Here is a 17,758-nt window from a genome sequence, read left to right as displayed (position 1 = left end):
ACGTTGGGTCGCGCGTTACTTTTCTTTTCGCGAAAAGAAAAGTAACCAAAAGAAACGCTCCGCCGGCCGCGAGCCGGTGCTACGCACCGGCTCCCTGCGCTCCTCGGCCCGTCGAGGGACGGCGCGGGAACTCGCTACGCTCAGACACCCGCGCCTCTTCGCCCTCGCCGGACCTGCGGTGCTCGGCTCGCTTGAAGGCGGACTCAACGTCAAAAGCAACAACTGCGCTCCGTAACCTCTTCGAGGCTGGAACCCGCTCGACCCATTCCATGACACGCTCTACGCTGCCAGCCGCAACACGCCCACACGTGCCCGGACACCCCTCATGCCGCCCCTGCTGAAGATCCGTTCCGAGCGCGGGCAGATGTCGGCCATCGAGCGCCGCATCGCCGACTTCATCCTCGACAACGCCCACCTGCTGCGCGACTACTCATCGCAGCAGCTGGCCAGTGCGCTGGGCATCAGCCAGTCCAGCGTGGTGAAGTTCAGCCAGAAGCTCGGCTTCAAGGGCTACCCGGACCTGAAGTACTCGATCGGCCAGGACGTGGCCCGCGCCGGTGCCGATCCACAACAGGTGCCCAGCGAACCCGACAGCGGCGATGACTACCTGCGCCTGGGCGAGGCCCTGCGCCGCAGCAAGGCGCAGGCCGAGGAGGAAACACGCCAGGCCAATCCACGCGAGGAGATCGAGCGCATCGTGCAGCTGCTCGACGGCGCACCCAAGCTGTTCGTCCATGGCCTGGGTGACGACGGCCTGTTCGCCCGCGAGTTCGCCATGCGGCTGTCGCTGCTCGGGCTGCTGGTGGTGCCGCACACCGACCCGATCCTGATGCTGGCCAACCTGTCGGCCGCACGCCCCGGCGATGCGCTGCTGGTGTTCTCCGAATTCGGCAACCTGCCACAGCTTTCGCAGCTGTCGCGGCAGTTCCAGGACATGGGTGGCAAGGTGATTTCCATTACTCGCCACACTGCCAATCCGCTGCGCGCGCATGCTGATGCGGCACTGGTGGTCTGCGCGCACGACCGCACGCCGCAGGTCGCGCAGCTGCTGTACCGTAGCGCCATGCACGCCCTGCTCGATTTCCTGTTCGTGCTGCTCTGCCACACCAATCCGGACCGCCAGCAGCAGCTGGCGGTGAACCTGGAGCGGATCGACCACCTGCTGGATTCCTGACCGGAGCACCTGTTGATGAAATCGCTGGTTCGCCTCGCTACCGCTGCGCTGCTGCTTGCTGCGACGGTGTCCGTTCACGCGGCGCCGCTGGATGGCGCGCGCCAGCTGATCGTGGTCACCAGCGAAGGCTGGGACAGCACCCAGGGGCAGCTGCAGGCCTATGTGCGCGATGGCAAGGGCTGGCACGCACATGGACAGGCGTTCCCTGTGGCGCTCGGCCGTACCGGCAGCGCCTGGGGCCTGGGCCTGCACCCGGCGCAGGCCGACGGCCCGCAGAAGCAGGAAGGCGATGACCGCAGCCCGGCCGGCATATTCGCGCTCGGCAGTGCGTTCGGCTATGCCGTCACACGCCCCGGCACCGCGATGCCTTACCAGCCGATGCTGGACAGCAGCTACTGCATGGACGTGCCCGGTTCGCCGTTCTACAACCGCATCGTCGATGAGAAGAAAGTCGGCAGCGCAGCGGTCAAGGGCTCCACCGAGCCGATGCGGCTGGACCTGCACAACAAGGGCGACGTGCGCTACCGGGAGGGCTTCGTCATCGCCCACAACCCAGACAACCAGCCTGGCAGGGGCAGCTGCATCTTCGCCCATCTGTGGCGCACGCCCGGCGAGGCCACCGCCGGCTGTACCGCCATGCCACAAGCACGCATGCAGGCGCTGCTGGACTGGCTGCGGCCGCAGGATACGCCGCGCTTCGTGCTGCTGCCGCGCACCGAGTACCAGCGACTGCAGGTGCAGTGGCAGCTGCCCGCGCTGAGCGGAGACGCCCGTTGAGCGCGCAGGACGAACCACAGCTGCAGCGCGCGGTCAGCCGCTGGCAGATCGTCGGCCTGTCGATCAACGATGTGATCGGTAGCGGTATCTACCTGCTGCCGGCCGCCACCGTCGCCCTGCTCGGCCCCTTCAGTCTGTGGGGCGTGGTCGCCGCTGGCATCGTCGTCGCGCTGCTGGTGCTGTGCTACGCGCAGGCCGCCAGCTACTTCGATGAACCCGGTGGCAGCTACCTCTACGCACGCGAGGCCTTCGGGCGCTTCGCCGGGTTCGAGATCGGCTGGATGATCTGGCTGACCCGCATCAGCTCGGCGGCCGCACTCAGCAACGCGCTGGCCGATGCGGTCGCGCGCTTCTGGCCATGGGCCGGCGCCGGCATGGGCCGCATCGCGGTGATCGTGGTGTCGCTGGGCTTCCTGACCGGCGTCAACATCATCGGCGTGCGCTCGGCCGCGCGCACCGGCGTGGTACTGGTGATCGGCAAGATGCTGCCGCTGCTGCTGTTCGTGGCTGTCGGTGCGTTCTATATCGATCCACAGCTGGCCTTCTCCGGCCAGCGCCCGGACCCGCATGACCTGCAACGGATGGGCGAGGCCGCCTTGCTGCTGCTGTACGCCTACGCCGGCTTCGAGAACATCCCGGCCGCCGCCGGCGAGTACCGCAATCCACGCCGCGATATTCCGTTCGCGCTGATCACCATGATCATCACCGTCACCGTCATCTATGGCGCGGTGCAGGTGGTGGCGCAGGGTACGCTGGCCGGCCTGGCCAGCTCGGCCACGCCGCTGGCCGACGCCGCAGCCGGTTTCGGCGGCGAGGCCCTGGCACTGATCCTCACCATCGGCGCGACCATCTCCATCCTCGGTACCAACAGCAACACGATGATGATGGGCCCGCGTTTCCTGTTCGCACTGGCCCGCGATGGCTACGGGCCGAAGATCCTGGCGCAGGTGCATCCGCGCTTTCATACGCCGGCCGCATCGATCCTGTGCCAGGGCCTGATCGCGCTGGGCCTGGCCCTGTCCGGTTCGTTCGTGCAGCTCGCCCTGCTGTCGATGACCACGCGCCTGTTCGCCTACATCGGAACGGCCGCTGCGGTACTGGTGCTGGCCAAGCGCTATGCGGACCGGCCGGGCGCACTGAAACTGCCGGGTGGCCCGCTGATTCCGGTGCTCGCGCTGCTGCTGTGCCTGGCCCTGTTCGCCAGTGCCAGCTGGCAGAACATCGCCGCGGCACTGGTGGCGTTTGCCATCGGCGCGGTGATCTACAAGCTGCCGCGCAAGGACGCCGACGCCGGATGACCGGTAGCGCCGGGCCATGCCCGGCGGATTGATCTGGCGATCACGCTGCCGGACCGGGCCGTTAACCGCCACACAGGCAGGATCAGGCTTCGTCCACAACGGAGCCTTCCATGACCGAGTACCAGATCCCCGGCCGCGTACCGGACGACAGCACGCCGCGCGATGCGGTCAGCAACTACTGGCGCGAGCGCTACACCGCCGAGCCGTACTACGACGACCAGCTGTTCTTCGAGGACTACGAGCCGGCCTACCGGATCGGCCACGCCGCGCGCGCGCAGGACATGATCCGCGCGTACGAGCAGGTCGAAGCCGAACTGGAATCGCGCTGGGCCAACGAACGTGGCCGCAGTCGCCTGGACTGGGCGCAGGCACGTAACGCCGTGCGCCGCGGCTGGGACGAAGCGCAGCTGGCAGATCCGCGCTTGAAGCGATAGCGCCAGGCTGCTGTAGAGCCGAGCCTACGCTCGGCTCCCGCACCACGTCTGTAACGTCGAGCCATGCTCGACTGAGCCGAGCATGGCTCGGCTCTACACCGGCTCGATCATTCCTGTTCCGGCAGCGGCGGCACGATCGCGCTGAGCTTGCGCTCGCCACCACCGGCGGCGATCAGGTCGCGGGTGTTCTTCTGCACAGCCACTGCACCGAACAGCGACAGCGCATATGCCATGCCGTAGAAGCCCTTCTCGCTCGGTGCCAGCGTGGCGTTCCACAGGCCAATCAGCAGCAGCATCAGCGCCGACAGCAACGCGAACCAGCACAGCGCGTAGTACAGGCCACTCACCGGAATGCCTTCGACGCGGTCGCGCACGCTCTTCTGCAGCGACACCGCCGCGAACAGGCCGAACAGCAGCAGGGTCAGGTAGTAGCCCTTCTCGTTGAGCGCCATCGTGGCATTGAACAGGCCGATCAGGTACGCCGCCGCACCCAGCAGCAGGGCCACCCACGAGGCAGCGATGAAGGCGGTGGAGGGCTTGTGGGGCATGGCAGTATTCATTGCAGGTCCTTGGCAGGCAGACGGGCATGCTTTGCCCGGGCGTGCCCACCCTAGACGATCCCGCCGCTGTCGCACAGGGGGGCGCAGGACCTTCGGGCCACGACGGTCACGGCTGCGGTGGTATACAAGGGGCAGCCCGGCCATCCGCATCCCCGCCCTGGAGATACCCATGACCCGTACGCCCCTGCTGCTCGCCCTCGGCCTCGTGCCGATCCTCGCCACCTCCGCCTGCAACGCCGCCGATCCTGGCGCCAACGGCGCCCAGACCGCAGCGCCCGCAGCCTCCTCCGCCGCCGACCAGCGTCCGTTCACCGCCACCGAAGTCAGCCGTTTTGACCAGCCTTGGGCGATGACCTTCCTGCCTGACGGCAGCCTGCTGGTCACCGAGAAGCGCGGCAAGCTGCAGCACCTGGATCTGGCCAGCGGCCAGAAGCATGAGATCACCGGCGTTCCGAAGGTTGCCTACGGTGGCCAGGGTGGCTTCGGCGACATCATCCTGCACCCCGACTTTGCCCGGAATCACGTCGTTTACCTCAGCTATGCCGAGGAAGGCACGCTGGATACCCGCGGTGCGGCCGTGGCCCGGGCCACGCTGGCGCTGGATGCGAACGGGGCTGGCCAGCTGAAGGACCTGAAGGTGATCTGGCGGCAGAGCCCCAAGGTCAGCGGCGAGGGCCACTACGGGCATCGCCTCGCCTTCGGCCCGGACGGCAAGCTGTGGATCAGTTCCAGCGAACGGCAGAAGTTCGATCCGGCCCAGGACATGGGCGGCAACCTCGGCAAGATCATCCGCCTCAACGACGATGGCAGCCTGCCCGCCGACAACCCGTTCGCCTCGCAGGGCGGGGTTGCCGCACAGGTGTGGTCGCTGGGCCACCGCAACATCCTGGGCATGGCGTTCGATGCCAACGGCAAGCTGTGGGCGCACGAGATGGGCCCGGCCGGCGGCGACGAACTGAACCTGATCGTGCGCGGCGCCAACTACGGCTACCCGATCGTTTCCAACGGTGACCACTACGACGGCCGCCCGATTCCCGACCACGATACCCGGCCGGAATTCGCCGCCCCGAAGGTGAGCTGGACGCCGGTGATCTCGCCGGCCGGCTTCGTGATCTACAGCGGCAACCTGTTCCCGCAGTGGAAGGGCAGCGGCTTCATCGGTGGCCTGTCGTCGACCTCGCTGGTGCGCGTGGCCTTTGATGGCGACAGCGCGCGCGAAGCCGAACGCTTCAACATGGGCGAGCGCATCCGCGAAGTGGAACAGGGCCCGGATGGCGCCCTGTGGCTGCTGGAAGACGGCAGCAAGGCGCGCCTGTTGAAGCTGACGCCGAAGGCATGAGGTGCCGCCGGCCGCTGGCCGGCACGTTTTTCCGCGACGGCCCCGCGTGCGGGGCCGTCTGCGTTCACTGGATGGTGATGACCTTCACCTCGGTCTGCGTGCAGGCCTTGTCCAGGCACTTTCCGTTCAACCACACCTGTCCATCGCCAATCATCACGCCCTGCTGGTTGACGAACACCTTGCCGAAGTCCTGCCCGGACACCGCCTTGACCACCGCCGGGGTGATGATCTTCTCGTAGTTGCGCTGGAACTCACCGGGGCCAGTGATCTTCTTTCCGTCGCTGATGTTCAACGGGAAGCGCACTTGCTCGACCACCGCAGCACGATCACCGCCGACCACGGCGGTCTTGAACGCGTTGAAGACCTTCTCGAACTGCGCGGCATCGCCGAGCAGCGATTCGATGCGCGCACGCGCGTCCTCGGCGGGCGCCTCCGCGGCCGGTGCAGCCGGTGCGGCGGCGGCAGGTTCGGCAGCCGGCGCCGCCGGTTCAGCGGCAGGCGTCGCTGCCGCGTTCGCTTCCATCGGCGGCGGCGCATCCGCCGGGGGCTCAGGCTGCGAACAGGCCGCCAGCAGCAGAGCGGGAATCAGGTAGGCCATCCGGCGCATACGCGCACTCCATCGAAACAGGAAGCCCGATGGTAGCGCCGCCGCAGTGACGGCAACAAAAAGGGGACGGAGGGGATCAAGTCGTTAGTGGCACAAACGACTTGATCCCCTCCGTCCCCTTTTTCTGATCAGGCCTTCAGCAGTTCGAACTGCACGGCTTCGCCGGCGGCCGACGAGGCGCAGACCCACAGGTCGAACTGGCCCGGTTCGGCACGCAGCACGCCATCGCGGCCGGTGAACGCCAACTGCTCGCGGGTCAGGGTGAACACCACGTCGGTCGACTCGCCCGGCTGCAGTGCCACCTTGCGGAAGTCCTTCAGTTCGCGCACCGGACGCACGCGGCTGGCCACGCGGTCGTGGATGTACAGCTGCACCACTTCCTCCCCGGCCACATCACCGCTGTTGGTCAGCGTGGTGGTGATGGTCAGGGTGTCGTCCCAGCCGAGCTGCACAGCACTCAGCTGCGGCACGCCGTAGGCGAAGGTGGTGTAGCCGATGCCGTGGCCGAACGGGTACAGCGGCTCGTTCGGAATCTCGCGCCAGCGGGCCTTGAACTCCGACATGGTCGGCAGCTCCGGACGGCCGGTGCGCGGGTGGTTGTAGAAGTACGGCTGCTGGCCGGACACCTGCGGGAAGCTGACCGGCAGTCGGCCGGACGGGCTGTAGTCGCCGAACAGCACATCGGCCACGGCGTGGCCGGTCTGCGTACCCAGGTACCAGGTCACCGCCACGGCCTGCGCATTGCGCACCGCGCCCTGCAGCGCCAGCGCGCGGCCATTGCGCAGCAGCACCACCAGCGGCTTGCCGGTCATCGCCACGGCCTCGGCCAGTGCCTGCTGTGCCGGCGGCAGGGTGATCTCCACGCGCGACTGTGCTTCACCGCTGTAACGCTGCGGTTCGCCCAGCGCCAGCACCACCACATCGGCGCGCAGCGCGGCAGCCACCGCCGCTTCGGTACCGCCCGGAATGGCCGCTTCCAGTTCGCAGCCCGGCACGATTTCCAGCAGCGCTTCGTCGCCGATGGCGGCACGCACGCCGGTTTCCAGGTCGACGTAACGCTGCTTGTCGCCGAACAGCGTCCAGCAGCCTTCGATGTTCTCGCGGTCCTGCACGAACGGGCCGATCAGCGCGATCTTCTGCCCGGCCTTCTGCAACGGCAGCACGTTGTCACGGTTGTTCAGCAGCACGATCGAACGCCGCGCGGCATCGCGCGACAGTTCATCATGCGCGGCGATATGCGAGGTATCCGCTTCGCGCGCCGGGTCCAGCGAACGGTACGGGTCGTCGAACAGGCCGATGGTTTCCTTCAGCCACAGGATGCGGCGCACGCCTTCATCCAGCACCGCCATCGGCACTTCGCCGCTCTCGACCAGGCCCGGCAGGTGCTCGGCGTAGAAGCCGCTCTGCATGCTCAGGTCCAGGCCGGCGGTGAACGCCTTGGCGGTAGCATCGCGGTCGTCGGCGGCGTAGCCGTGCGCGACCAGCTCCATATCGGCGGTGTAATCGGAGATCACCACGCCCGGGAACTTCCATTCGCCGCGCAGGATGTCGGTCAGCAGTTCGGCATTGGCGCTGGCCGGCACGCCGTTGATGTCGTTGAACGAGGACATCACGGTGATCGCGCCGGCCTCGAAGGCGGCCTTGAACGGTGGCAGGTGCACATCGCGCAGGGTCTGCGGCGAGATGTCCACCATGTTGTATTCCATGCCGGCCATCACCGCGCCGTAGGCGGCGAAGTGCTTCGGCGTGGCCAGCAGCGAATCGGCGGCACGCAGGTCGCTGCCCTGGAAGCCACGCACGCGGGCGGCGGCGAACGCACAGCCCAGCACCACGTCCTCGCCGGCACCTTCGGCGCCACGGCCCCAGCGCTGGTCGCGGGCGATGTCCACGGCCGGGGCATAGGTCCAGTGCAGGCCGGCAGCGGTGGCTTCGATGGCGGTGGCGCGCGCAGTGCGCTCGGCCAGGTCCGGCTCGAAGCTGGCGGCCTCGCCCAGCGGGATCGGGAACACGGTACGCATGCCGTGGATGACGTCGGCGGCCAGGATCACCGGGATGCCCAGGCGGCTCTCCTCGGTGGCGACCTGCTGGATGCGGCGGCCCAACTCGGCGCCCACACCATTGAACAGCGAGCCGACCTTGCCCTCGCGCACCTGCTGCAGCACCTGGTCGGCATTGCGCACGTTGGCTTCCGGGTTCACGTCCGGGGCGAACGGGCGGACCATGTCCGCGAAGACACCCAGCTGGCCGACCTTTTCCTCGACGGTCATCTGGGCAATGAGGGATTCGATGCGATCGGAGGCCACCGGCAGTCCTTGATGAAAACGTTTACAAGCCCGGCATTCTAGCGATCCCGAGCCATTTGGCGAGAGGTTTCTTCGTTCAGTTTCAGCCACCAGCGGGGTCCGTATGGCCCCGCCGGGGGCACCGCAGCTTACTCCGAGCCGGCCAACTGGCGCTGCCCGGCCATCAACATGGCGTCGCTGGAGGCCTGGAACACCCGCAGGCCGAAGGCCGGCAGGATCGCCAGCAGGTGGTCGAAGATGTCCGACTGCACGGCCTCGTACTCGCCCCAGGCGGTGCTGCGGGTGAAGCAGTACAGCTCCAGCGGCAGGCCTTCGGTGGTCGGCTGCAGCTGCCGCACCAGCAGGGTCATGTCGGTATGGATGCCCGGATGGCTGCGCAGGTAACGCTCCACATAGGCACGGAAGGTACCCAGGTTGGTCACCCGGCGGCTGTTGACCTCGGCCACGCCCTGCTCGCGCAGGCGCCCGTTCCACTGCCCCAGTTCCTGCTCCTTTTCACGCAGGTAGTCACGCAGCAGCGCGAATTCGCCGAGGAAGGCCAGGTCGCCGTCGTCGAGGAAACCGACGCTGTGCTGGTCCAGGTACAGCGCGCGCTTGATCCGGCGGCCACCGGCCTCCTGCATGCCGCGCCAGTTCTTGAACGACTCGGTCACCAGCTTCTTGGTCGGGATGGTGGTGATGGTCTTGTCGAAGTTCTGCACGGTGATGGTGTGCAGGGCGATGTCGATGACGTCACCGTCGGCGTTCTGGCTGGGCATCTCGATCCAGTCACCGATGCGCACGCGGCCATCGCCACTGATCTGCACGCTGGCCACCAGTGACAGGATGGTGTCCTGGAAGATCAGCATCAGCACCGCCGTGGCCGCGCCCAGGCCGGTCACCAGCGGGCCCAGCTTCACCCCAAGCAGGGTGGCGACGATGGACAGGCCGGCGGCCACGAACACCACGATCTTGACCACCTGCAGGTAGCCCTTGATCGGCTTGTTGCGCGCATCGGGCTTGCGCTCGTACAGGCTGTTGGCCGCGTCCAGCGCATGCGAGAACGCCATCGACACCGTCAGTACGGCCCACACGATGCACAGCTTGATGATGACGTTGACCAGGCTGGGCGGCAGGTCGGGGATGAGGGTGATGCCCGAGGCGATCACCTGGCTGGGCACCACGTTGGACAGGCGCGAGATCACCCGCATCAAATGGCTGCCACGGCCGGACTCGGCACCTGGCAGGCGCTGCAACAGGCGTCGCAGGCCACGCAGCAGGATGCGCTTGGTCACCCAGTTGGCCAGGCCGGCGGCGATCAGCAGCGCCGAGATCATCAACGCCAGGTAGGCGCCGGGATAGGGTTCCAGTGTGTTCTGCAGCCGTTCCAGCCACTGTACCGCCACCACCGCATCCACCATCAGTTGTCTCCTGTCTGTTTCGTTGTTGCCAAGGTTGCCGGCCAGCGGCCGGCACTACCGGGGTTTCCGGCCGGCGGCCGGATTTACCGGGTCAGTCCCGCGAGCGTTCGATGATCACGCCCACCGCGCGCGCGCCGCGCACCGCGCCGGGCTTGCTCAGCTTCAGGCGCAGCCACTTCACGTCGAATTCGTCCAGCACGATCTGCGCGCAGCGCTCGGCCAGTGTCTCGACCAGGCCGAACTCCGACTCGCGCACGAACTGCTCCAGGCGCTTGCTCACCGCCTTGTAGTTCAGGGTGTGGGCGATGTCATCGGTGGCCGCGGGGCGACGGTTGTCGAAGCCCATTTCCAGGTCGAACACCAGGTCCTGGCGGATCCGTCGTTCCCAATCGTAGATACCGATCAGGGCGTCGATCGTCAGCCCTTCGATGAAAACCTTGTCCATTGCGCTTACCGGCACGAATACAGGCGGCCATGGTAACGGCACGGCGGTGAGCCTGCCCGGAACGGGCGGTGGGCGGCCGGCAGGGACGCGGCTCCAGAAAAGACAAAGGGCCCTGCTAGCGGGGCCCTTTGGTACTACCGTTTGTCCCCGGGGGGAGCTGAAATCCAGCCGCGAGTCCCGGTGGCGCAGGCACGCAGATTAGGCAAGGACCAGATCGCCGGTCAAGGCCAATTCCGACAGGGCAGGTCAGGTATTCGTCCGAGGCAAAACGCAGAAATTCAGCCGCGCGGACAACGACGTTCCCTGATGGTCGCCGCGGCCCACTCTCGCGAACATCGATCCCTCCTTCACCACCGCACATGACGATGGCTCCATACGATGTACTGCGGCGCGCGTTGTCAGCGGAGCGTCTGTCTACTTACGAGAGAATCGCATCGACCTGCAGCCCCGACGTCACAGCCGAATCCCTGTACCTGTGGAACATGCGGATGTGCAGTGCTCTGATGATGCCGGTCCATCTGTGCGAAGTGGTCACCCGCAACGCCGCTGCAGCGGTGCTCGCCAGGCAGCACGGCCCGCGTTGGCCCTGGAATGGTGCCTTCCGACGGAGGCTGCCAACCTCATCCAGTACTTCTCCGCGCACGGCACTGGAACAACTTGCCAGCCGCGTAACCGATACACCTGGGATCGTCGCCAACCTGCCGATGGTGTTCTGGCAGCAGCTCTTCACCTGTCGCTTCGACTCCACGCTTTGGATACCCGCACTCAGCAGGGTTCTGCAGCATGCTCCCTCTGCTCATCCCAGTGCCGTCAGGAAAGCCATCCATGCGGATATCGGACGCATCCGCCACCTGCGCAACCGCATCGCCCACCACGAACCGATCCTCGAGCGCGACATCGGCGCCGACCTGGCCGCGATCGGGCGGCTGATCCATGCCCGCTGCCCACACACGCTGGGCTGGCTGCAGCGCCATGAGCGGGCGACAACCGTGCTGGCGGCGTCGCCGTTGGCAGTGCATCGGTAAAGCGTCCGCCGGCCGTGGCCCGGCGCCACCGGCTCAGACCGCCGGCAGGGTCGCCATGTCCCAGCGCGGGGTCACATCCACCTTCGGCGGGCTGTGCTGGCCAGCCTGCAGCCGCAGCGCGCCAGCGAAGGCGATCATCGCGCCGTTGTCGGTGCACAGTGCAGGCCGCGGGAAGCAGGCGCGGCCGCCGAGACGCTCGGCCATCTGCTGCAGGCGGGCGCGCAGGCGCTTGTTCGCGCCGACACCGCCGGCCACCACGATCACATTGGTCCCGGCCGCTTCCAGCGCGCGCTCGCACTTGATCGACAGGGTCTCGACCACCGCGTCCTCAAAGCCCCGGGCAATGTCGGCGCGGGTCTGCTCGCTCTGGTCGCTGTCGCGCCAGGCCATCAGGACCTGGGTCTTCAGGCCGGAGAAGCTGAAATCCAGCCCCGGGCGGTCGGTCATCGGCCGCGCGAAGCGGTACACGCCCGGCGTGCCCTGCTCGGCCAGCCTGGCCAGCTGCGGCCCACCGGGGTACGGCAGGCCCATCAGCTTGGCAGTCTTGTCGAAGGCCTCGCCGGCCGCATCGTCCAGGGTCTCGCCCAGCAGGCGGTACTGGCCGATCGCATCCACCGCCACCAGCTGGGTATGGCCACCGGACACCAGCAGCGCCACGAACGGCGCTTCCGGCGGGTCGTCTTCCATCAGCGGAGCCAGCAGGTGGCCTTCCATATGGTGTACGCCGACGGCCGGTACCTCCAGCGCCCAGGCCAGCGATCGGGCCACGCCGGCGCCGACCAGCAGCGCGCCGACCAGGCCAGGACCGGCCGTGTAGGCCACCCCGTCGATGTCGCCTACACCCAGACCAGCGTCGGCCAGGGTCTGGCGCACCAGCGGCAGCAGCTTGCGGACGTGGTCGCGGCTGGCCAGCTCGGGCACCACGCCACCGTATTCGGCGTGCAGGGCGATCTGGCTGTAGACCGCATGGGCGCGCAGGGCCGCGCTGCCGGCCAGGTCGGTGTCATACACCGCCACGCCGGTCTCATCACAGGAAGATTCGATGCCAAGGACTCGCATGCCTGCTATTATGACGCCCCTGCCGTCCCCTCGGGGGACGTGCAGGTCTCACTGCTTTCGAACCGCCGGCCCGTATTCAGGGTTGGCCGCTTGCAGTTTGTCGATTCGCCGCTATAATGTGCGGCTCGCCGGGCGTGACCCGGTTCTACTGTGTCCCGGAGATTCCATGCCCAGCGTCAAAGTCCGCGAGAACGAGCCCTTCGAGTTTGCTCTTCGCCGCTTCAAGCGCACTTGCGAAAAGGCCGGTGTGCTGGCCGAAACCCGCAAGCGCGAGTTCTACGAAAAGCCGACCCAGGAGCGCAAGCGCAAGGCCGCCGCTGCTGTGAAGCGTCAGCTGCGCCGCTCGTCGCGCGACGTCACCAAGCGTCAGCGCCTGTACTGATCGGACGCATCTTCATTGCGGCGGGCCTGCCCGTCGCGATGGAGCCGAAGCCGGCACGCGCGAGCGTCGCCGGCTTTTTGCGTTTCCGGGTTCGGGCATCCGCCCCGCCCCACCTACCACCACGAGGTTCCTCATGAGCATGAAGCAGCAGCTCACCGAAGACATGAAGGCCGCCATGAAGGCGGGCGAGAAGCACAAGCTGGGCGTGATCCGCCTGATCAATGCCGCCATCAAGCAGCGCGAAGTGGACGAGCGCATCGAGCTGGATGACACCGCCGTGATCGCCGTGCTCGACAAGATGGTCAAGCAGCGCAAGGACTCGGTCAGCCAGTACGAAGCGGCCAACCGCGAAGACCTGGCCGAGATCGAGCGCGCCGAGATCGTGGTCATCGAAGCCTACCTGCCGGCCAAGATGGGCGAAGCCGAGATAGTGGCCGCCATCCAGGCCGCCATCGCCGAGACCGGCGCCTCCGGCCCGGCCGACATGGGCAAGCTGATGGGCGCACTGAAGCCCAAGCTCGCTGGCCAGGCCGACATGGGCCTGGTGTCCAAGCTGGTCAAGCAGCAGCTGGCGTAATCCGGCACACGGGGTCGGATCCCTTTCGCAACGCGAAAGGGCTCTGACCCCATTGATGCACCCGCTTCACCGCACCTTCGTTGGCCGCCTGCTACAACCACACCCATGGTTGAACCCGAGCCCAACGTTCCCGTGTCCCTGCACAAGTACCTCAAGCGCCTGCAGGACAGCTTTCCGATGGCGGTGGCCAAGCGCTTCATCGACGTCGACGTGCTGACCCAGGCCGCCTCCGTTTCCTTCTACGCCCTGTTGTCGATGGCACCGCTGCTGGTGCTGCTGCTGTGGCTGACCGCCTCGCTGTACCCGCCGGCCCAGCAGGCACTGATCGACCAGATCAGCTCGGTGGCCGGCAGCAGCGCGGCCACCGTGGCCGAAACCGTCCTGAAGAACGCCGACAACCAGCCCGACGTCGGCTCGCTGGCGGGGCTGTGGAGCACGCTGCTGCTGTTCGTCGGCGCCACCGCCGTGTTCGCGCAGCTGCAGAACGCGCTCAACCTGATCTTCCGCACCAGTGGCGAGCGCCTGGAGGGCATCAAGGCCTGGCTGCGCAAGCGTGTGTTCTCGTTCGGCGTGGTGCTGGCCCTGGGCTTCCTGCTGATCCTGTCGATGACTGCCACCACGGTACTGCAGGTCGCCTTCGCGCAATTGCCCTCGATCCTTCCCGCGCTGGGGTACGTCACCAGCCTGCTGCTGTACGCGGTGGGGTTCGCCTTCATGTACCACTACCTGCCCGACCGCCGCGTGGCGTGGCGCCAGGCCTTCATCGGCGGCGTCATCACCTCGGCACTGTTCGCACTGGGCCGCTACGGCATCGGCGTCTACATCGCCACCGTGGCCCCCGGCAGTGCCTACGGCTCGATGGGCGCGCTGGTGATCTCACTGGTCTGGATCTATTACGCGACCGTGGTCTTCTTCGTTGGCGCGCTGATGACCGCGGTGATCGATGAGCGCCTGCGCGCGCGCCATCACCTGGCCGCCGCCGGCATCGATCCGGCCACCGCCAGCCAGGTGCCCGACAGGGGGTAAACTAGGGCAACCGCCCCGGTTCCGTCGCGTGGTCCTGTACCGCGCCCTGCCCTGTTGCCCATGGCCCGTATCCCCGACGCTTTCATCGACGACCTGCTGGCCCGCACCGACATCGTCGAGGTGGTGGGCAGCCGCGTGCCGTTGAAGCGCCAGGGTAAGGAATACGCCGCACGCTGCCCGTTCCATGACGAGCGCTCGGCCTCGTTCACGGTTTCGCCCACCAAGCAGTTCTATCACTGCTTCGGCTGCGGCGCGCACGGCACCGCGATCAGCTTCCTGATGAACTACGACCGCCTCGAGTTCCTCGACGCGGTGGATGAACTGGCCAAGCGCGCCGGCATGGAAGTGCCACGCAACGAGAATCCGCGCAGCCCGCAGCAGCAGGACGACAGCCGCGAGCTGTATTCGGCACTGGATGCCGCCGCCCGGTTCTTCCAGAAGAACCTGGAAAGCAGCGACAAGGCACGCAGTTACCTCGATGGCCGTGGCGTGGACGAAGAGAACCGCGCGCGCTTCCAGATCGGCTACGCGCCGGACGGCTACAGCGGCCTGCGCGACGCGCTCGGCAAGGACGAGCGGCGCATGAAGCTGCTCGACCGCGCCGGCCTTTTCTCGAAGAACGACCGCGGCCACGTCTACGACAAGTTCCGCGACCGGGTGATGTTCCCGATCTTCGACCGCCGTGGCCGGGTGATCGCCTTCGGTGGCCGCGTGTTCGAGAAGGACGACGGCCCCAAGTACCTCAACTCGCCCGAAACCGCGCTGTTCCACAAGGGCCGCGAACTGTACGGCCTGTGGCAGGTGCGCCAGGCCAACCAGAAGATCGAGCGGTTGATCGTGGTCGAGGGCTACATGGACGTGGTTTCGCTGTTCCAGTTCGGCGTCACCCAGGCGGTGGCCACGCTGGGTACGGCGACCACGCCGGACCACGCCGAGCTGTTGTTCCGCAACGCACCGGACGTGTTCTTCTGCTTCGACGGCGACGCCGCAGGCCGCCGCGCCGGCTGGAAGGCGCTGGAGTCGGTGCTGCCGCGCATGAAGGATGGCCGCCAGGCCTTCTTCCTGTTCCTGCCCGATGGCGAGGACCCGGACACCATCGTGCGCAAGGAAGGCGCCGAGGCCTTCAACGAGCGCCTGAAGCAGGCCACGCCGCTGTCGCAGTTCTTCTTCGATGAACTGACCCGCGAGATCAACCTGGGCACGCTGGACGGCAAGGCGCGCCTGGCCGAACGCGCAAAGCCGATGCTGGCGCAGATTCCCGACGGTGCCTTCGGCGACCTGATGAAGCAGCAGCTGGCGCAGCTGACCGGCCTGGGCGGCACTGCCCAGGCCACGCGCGCGCCGATGCCGCAACGCCAGCCACAGCGGACGATCCAGCCGGTGGCCAAGCGCAGCCTGGTGCGCGGCGCGATCGCCGTGCTGCTGCAGCAGCCGTCGCTGGCGCTGACCCTGGGCGGAAAGCATCACTTCCAGGGCCTGCGACTGCCGGGCGTGGAGCTGCTGCTGGAACTGCTGGGGCTGGTCGAACAGCGCCCGGACATCAGCACCGGCGCCCTGCTGGAACACTTCGACGGCCGCGAGGAACAGGCGTCGCTGCATACGCTGGCCGCTCAGACGCTGCCCGGCACCGAGGCCAGCTGGACCCAGGAACTGCACGATGCCGTGGCCCAGTTGGAGAAACAGCTGCTGGTGCAACGCCTGGAGGAGTTGTTGGCAAAGCAGCGCCAGCAGGGCCTGGATGATACTGACAAATACGAACTGCGCGAGCTGCTGAAGGCGCGCGCCGGACTGCGCCTGTAGCGGCAGACCGTTCTCACGGAGAAGACCATGCTGCTGCGCCTGCCCTGCCTGCTGTTGTTGTCGCTCTGCCTGCCACTGGCGGCCCTGGCCGCAGATGGCCCGCTCAATGAAGTCCGCCCGAGCCTGTATGCCGGCGGCCAGCCCTCCGCCGCACAACTGCGCGAACTTGCCGCGCAGGGCGTGCGCACCGTGATCGACCTGCGCCAGCCCGGCGAGGACCGGGGTTTCGACGAAACCCGCGTCGCCGAATCATTGGGCCTGCGCTACGTGCGCATTCCGGTGGCCGGTGCCGAGGGGCTCGATGCCGCCAACGTGCGCGCCGTGCACCAGGCCCTGCGGCAGAGCCAGGGGCCGGTGCTGCTGCACTGTGCGTCCGGCAACCGCGCCGGCGCCGTGCTCGGCCTGGTCAACGCACGCTACGAACATGCCAGCCCCGAACAGGCCCTTCAGCTGGGCCAGCGTGCTGGCCTGGCCTCGCTGGAAGCCGCCACCCGCCAACGCCTGGCCACGCCGGTCACCTCGCCCTGAACTCTCCGCACCAAGGACTCTGCCCACCATGACCCGCTGGTGGTCGCGCCTGCGACCGGACAACTTCACCCTCGCCCTGCTGTGCACGGTTGGCCTGGCCTCGCTGCTGCCAATGAAGGGCGCCGCCGCCATCGTCCTTGATGACGTCACCACCGTCGCCATCGCCGCGCTGTTCTTCCTGCACGGCGCGCGCCTGCCGCGCGAGTCGATCATTGGCGGCATGCTGCACTGGCGGCTGCACCTGACCATCCTTGCCTGCACCTTCCTCCTGTTCCCGCTGCTGGGGCTGATGTTCAAGCCGCTATCGGGCTGGCTGCTGACCCCGGAGCTGTACCTGGGCGTGCTGTTCCTGTGCACCCTGCCCTCCACCGTGCAGTCGTCCATCGCGTTCACCTCGATGGCGCATGGCAACGTGCCCGCAGCGGTGTGCAGTGCTTCGTTGTCGAGCATCCTCGGCGTATTCCTGACTCCACTGCTGCTGACCGCGCTGGCGGGCACCTCCGGTGGCGTGCACGACCCGCTGCATGCGATCGGCGGCATCATGCTGCAGCTGCTGGTGCCGTTCGTGGCCGGCCACCTGCTGCGGCCGTGGATTGCCGGCTGGGTGGAAAAGCAGCGCGCGCTGCTGCGTTACACCGACCAGGGCACGATCCTGCTGGTGGTGTATTCGGCGTTCGGCGAGGCGGTGACCGAAGGACTGTGGAGCAAGACGCCGCTGCTCTCGTTGCTGGCCGTGGCGGTCGTGGCCGCCGTGCTGCTCGGCATCGCCATGCCGCTGATCACCTTCATCGCCCGCCGCCTGCGCTTCAACCGCGAGGACGAGATCGCCATCGTGTTCTGCGGCTCGAAGAAGAGCCTGGCCACGGGCGTGCCGATCGCCAAGGTGCTGTTCGCCGGCGGCAGCCTCGGCGCGATCGTGCTGCCGGTGATGATCTACCACCAGATCCAGCTGATCGTCTGCGGCGTGATCGCGCAGCGGTATGCGAAGCGCGCGCCCTGATCGGGCACGCGGGTTGTTGCCGGA

General features: G+C 67.3%; 18 protein-coding genes. 12 read left to right on the top strand and 6 right to left on the bottom strand.

Going from position 1 to position 17,758, the window contains the following annotated elements:
• The first annotated feature begins 325 nt into the window (after positions 1–325).
• The 4 genes from ACM0PY_RS16015 (at position 326) to ACM0PY_RS16000 (ending at position 3,683) form a co-directional block, all read left to right on the top strand.
• Positions 326–1,174: a MurR/RpiR family transcriptional regulator gene (locus tag ACM0PY_RS16015; protein WP_180886021.1), complete on the top strand. Its 849-nt coding sequence runs from the start codon at positions 326–328 to the stop codon at positions 1,172–1,174.
• A 15-nt stretch (positions 1,175–1,189) separates the two neighbouring features.
• Positions 1,190–1,951 (top strand): L,D-transpeptidase family protein, encoded by a 762-nt coding sequence (locus ACM0PY_RS16010; RefSeq protein WP_134971458.1) that lies wholly within the window; start codon positions 1,190–1,192, stop codon positions 1,949–1,951.
• A complete protein-coding gene (locus ACM0PY_RS16005; protein WP_061478555.1) occupies positions 1,948–3,249 on the top strand; it encodes an APC family permease in 1,302 nt (433 codons plus the stop codon). Before ACM0PY_RS16010 ends, ACM0PY_RS16005 begins: the two co-directional genes overlap by 4 nt.
• 110 nt (positions 3,250–3,359) lie before the next feature.
• Entirely contained in the window at positions 3,360–3,683 is a 324-nt protein-coding gene (locus ACM0PY_RS16000; RefSeq protein WP_061478554.1) for a hypothetical protein, read from the top strand.
• A 107-nt stretch (positions 3,684–3,790) separates the two neighbouring features.
• Here ACM0PY_RS16000 and yiaA read toward each other — a convergent pair whose 3' ends face one another.
• Entirely contained in the window at positions 3,791–4,243 is a 453-nt protein-coding gene (gene yiaA, locus ACM0PY_RS15995) for an inner membrane protein YiaA (protein WP_111201288.1), read from the bottom strand.
• A gap of 169 nt (positions 4,244–4,412) precedes the next feature.
• Here yiaA and ACM0PY_RS15990 point away from each other — a divergent pair, with 169 nt between their 5' ends.
• Entirely contained in the window at positions 4,413–5,582 is a 1,170-nt protein-coding gene (locus tag ACM0PY_RS15990; protein WP_180886019.1) for a PQQ-dependent sugar dehydrogenase, read from the top strand.
• A gap of 64 nt (positions 5,583–5,646) precedes the next feature.
• On the opposite strand, the gene ACM0PY_RS15985 is transcribed toward ACM0PY_RS15990, so the two are convergent.
• From ACM0PY_RS15985 to folB, 4 genes are all read right to left on the bottom strand, one after another.
• Positions 5,647–6,189 carry a hypothetical protein gene (locus tag ACM0PY_RS15985; protein WP_134971464.1) on the bottom strand — a complete coding sequence of 181 codons (543 nt, stop codon included), beginning with the start codon at positions 6,187–6,189 and terminating at the stop codon, positions 5,647–5,649.
• Between the two features lie 128 nt (positions 6,190–6,317).
• Entirely contained in the window at positions 6,318–8,492 is a 2,175-nt protein-coding gene (locus ACM0PY_RS15980) for a glycoside hydrolase family 3 N-terminal domain-containing protein (RefSeq protein WP_134971466.1), read from the bottom strand.
• A gap of 128 nt (positions 8,493–8,620) precedes the next feature.
• Positions 8,621–9,892: a mechanosensitive ion channel family protein gene (locus tag ACM0PY_RS15975; RefSeq protein ID WP_134971468.1), complete on the bottom strand. Its 1,272-nt coding sequence runs from the start codon at positions 9,890–9,892 to the stop codon at positions 8,621–8,623.
• A 91-nt stretch (positions 9,893–9,983) separates the two neighbouring features.
• On the bottom strand, positions 9,984–10,337 hold the full coding sequence (folB, locus tag ACM0PY_RS15970; RefSeq protein WP_005415016.1) for a dihydroneopterin aldolase: 354 nt from the start codon (positions 10,335–10,337) through the stop codon (positions 9,984–9,986).
• 359 nt (positions 10,338–10,696) lie between these two features.
• Here folB and ACM0PY_RS15965 point away from each other — a divergent pair, with 359 nt between their 5' ends.
• Positions 10,697–11,362 (top strand): hypothetical protein, encoded by a 666-nt coding sequence (locus tag ACM0PY_RS15965; protein ID WP_069140015.1) that lies wholly within the window; start codon positions 10,697–10,699, stop codon positions 11,360–11,362.
• A 33-nt stretch (positions 11,363–11,395) separates the two neighbouring features.
• Here the strand turns inward: ACM0PY_RS15965 and tsaD are convergent, their stop codons facing one another.
• Positions 11,396–12,421 carry a tRNA (adenosine(37)-N6)-threonylcarbamoyltransferase complex transferase subunit TsaD gene (gene tsaD, locus ACM0PY_RS15960; protein WP_072169028.1) on the bottom strand — a complete coding sequence of 342 codons (1,026 nt, stop codon included), beginning with the start codon at positions 12,419–12,421 and terminating at the stop codon, positions 11,396–11,398.
• A 166-nt stretch (positions 12,422–12,587) separates the two neighbouring features.
• Between tsaD and rpsU the strand changes: the two genes are divergently transcribed.
• From rpsU to ACM0PY_RS15930, 6 genes are all read left to right on the top strand, one after another.
• The gene (gene rpsU, locus ACM0PY_RS15955) at positions 12,588–12,803 is read left to right on the top strand and encodes a 30S ribosomal protein S21 (protein WP_002808376.1); all 216 of its coding nucleotides are present in this window, start codon (positions 12,588–12,590) and stop codon (positions 12,801–12,803) included.
• A 133-nt stretch (positions 12,804–12,936) separates the two neighbouring features.
• Positions 12,937–13,380, top strand: a complete 444-nt coding sequence (locus ACM0PY_RS15950) for a GatB/YqeY domain-containing protein (protein WP_005415013.1) — start codon at positions 12,937–12,939, stop codon at positions 13,378–13,380.
• A 105-nt stretch (positions 13,381–13,485) separates the two neighbouring features.
• Entirely contained in the window at positions 13,486–14,406 is a 921-nt protein-coding gene (locus ACM0PY_RS15945) for a YihY/virulence factor BrkB family protein (RefSeq protein WP_005415012.1), read from the top strand.
• 60 nt (positions 14,407–14,466) lie between these two features.
• Positions 14,467–16,206 (top strand): DNA primase, encoded by a 1,740-nt coding sequence (dnaG, locus tag ACM0PY_RS15940; protein WP_012478939.1) that lies wholly within the window; start codon positions 14,467–14,469, stop codon positions 16,204–16,206.
• A gap of 27 nt (positions 16,207–16,233) precedes the next feature.
• Positions 16,234–16,734: a protein tyrosine phosphatase family protein gene (locus tag ACM0PY_RS15935; RefSeq protein WP_134972436.1), complete on the top strand. Its 501-nt coding sequence runs from the start codon at positions 16,234–16,236 to the stop codon at positions 16,732–16,734.
• 28 nt (positions 16,735–16,762) lie between these two features.
• Positions 16,763–17,734 (top strand): bile acid:sodium symporter family protein, encoded by a 972-nt coding sequence (locus ACM0PY_RS15930; RefSeq protein ID WP_065179432.1) that lies wholly within the window; start codon positions 16,763–16,765, stop codon positions 17,732–17,734.
• Positions 17,735–17,758 lie beyond the last annotated feature (24 nt).

The organism is Stenotrophomonas sp. BR163, assembly GCF_047520985.2.
GTDB lineage: Bacteria > Pseudomonadota > Gammaproteobacteria > Xanthomonadales > Xanthomonadaceae > Stenotrophomonas > Stenotrophomonas sepilia.
This window is presented reverse-complemented; position numbering and strand designations above follow the sequence as displayed.

Bases quoted from the DNA above. Each gene is read 5' to 3' on its own strand.
- tsaD (WP_072169028.1), bottom strand. From the start codon at position 12,421: ATGCGAGTCCTTGGCATCGAATCTTCCTGTGATGAGACCGGCGTGGCG.
- ACM0PY_RS15990 (WP_180886019.1), top strand. From the start codon at position 4,413: ATGACCCGTACGCCCCTGCTGCTCGCCCTCGGCCTCGTGCCGATCCTC.
- ACM0PY_RS15930 (WP_065179432.1), top strand. From the start codon at position 16,763: ATGACCCGCTGGTGGTCGCGCCTGCGACCGGACAACTTCACCCTCGCC.
- ACM0PY_RS15965 (WP_069140015.1), top strand. From the start codon at position 10,697: ATGACGATGGCTCCATACGATGTACTGCGGCGCGCGTTGTCAGCGGAG.
- ACM0PY_RS15975 (WP_134971468.1), bottom strand. From the start codon at position 9,892: ATGGTGGATGCGGTGGTGGCGGTACAGTGGCTGGAACGGCTGCAGAAC.
- folB (WP_005415016.1), bottom strand. From the start codon at position 10,337: ATGGACAAGGTTTTCATCGAAGGGCTGACGATCGACGCCCTGATCGGT.
- dnaG (WP_012478939.1), top strand. From the start codon at position 14,467: ATGGCCCGTATCCCCGACGCTTTCATCGACGACCTGCTGGCCCGCACC.
- ACM0PY_RS15985 (WP_134971464.1), bottom strand. From the start codon at position 6,189: ATGCGCCGGATGGCCTACCTGATTCCCGCTCTGCTGCTGGCGGCCTGT.
- rpsU (WP_002808376.1), top strand. From the start codon at position 12,588: ATGCCCAGCGTCAAAGTCCGCGAGAACGAGCCCTTCGAGTTTGCTCTT.
- yiaA (WP_111201288.1), bottom strand. From the start codon at position 4,243: ATGAATACTGCCATGCCCCACAAGCCCTCCACCGCCTTCATCGCTGCC.
- ACM0PY_RS15935 (WP_134972436.1), top strand. From the start codon at position 16,234: ATGCTGCTGCGCCTGCCCTGCCTGCTGTTGTTGTCGCTCTGCCTGCCA.
- ACM0PY_RS15945 (WP_005415012.1), top strand. From the start codon at position 13,486: ATGGTTGAACCCGAGCCCAACGTTCCCGTGTCCCTGCACAAGTACCTC.
- ACM0PY_RS16010 (WP_134971458.1), top strand. From the start codon at position 1,190: ATGAAATCGCTGGTTCGCCTCGCTACCGCTGCGCTGCTGCTTGCTGCG.
- ACM0PY_RS15950 (WP_005415013.1), top strand. From the start codon at position 12,937: ATGAGCATGAAGCAGCAGCTCACCGAAGACATGAAGGCCGCCATGAAG.
- ACM0PY_RS16000 (WP_061478554.1), top strand. From the start codon at position 3,360: ATGACCGAGTACCAGATCCCCGGCCGCGTACCGGACGACAGCACGCCG.
- ACM0PY_RS16015 (WP_180886021.1), top strand. From the start codon at position 326: ATGCCGCCCCTGCTGAAGATCCGTTCCGAGCGCGGGCAGATGTCGGCC.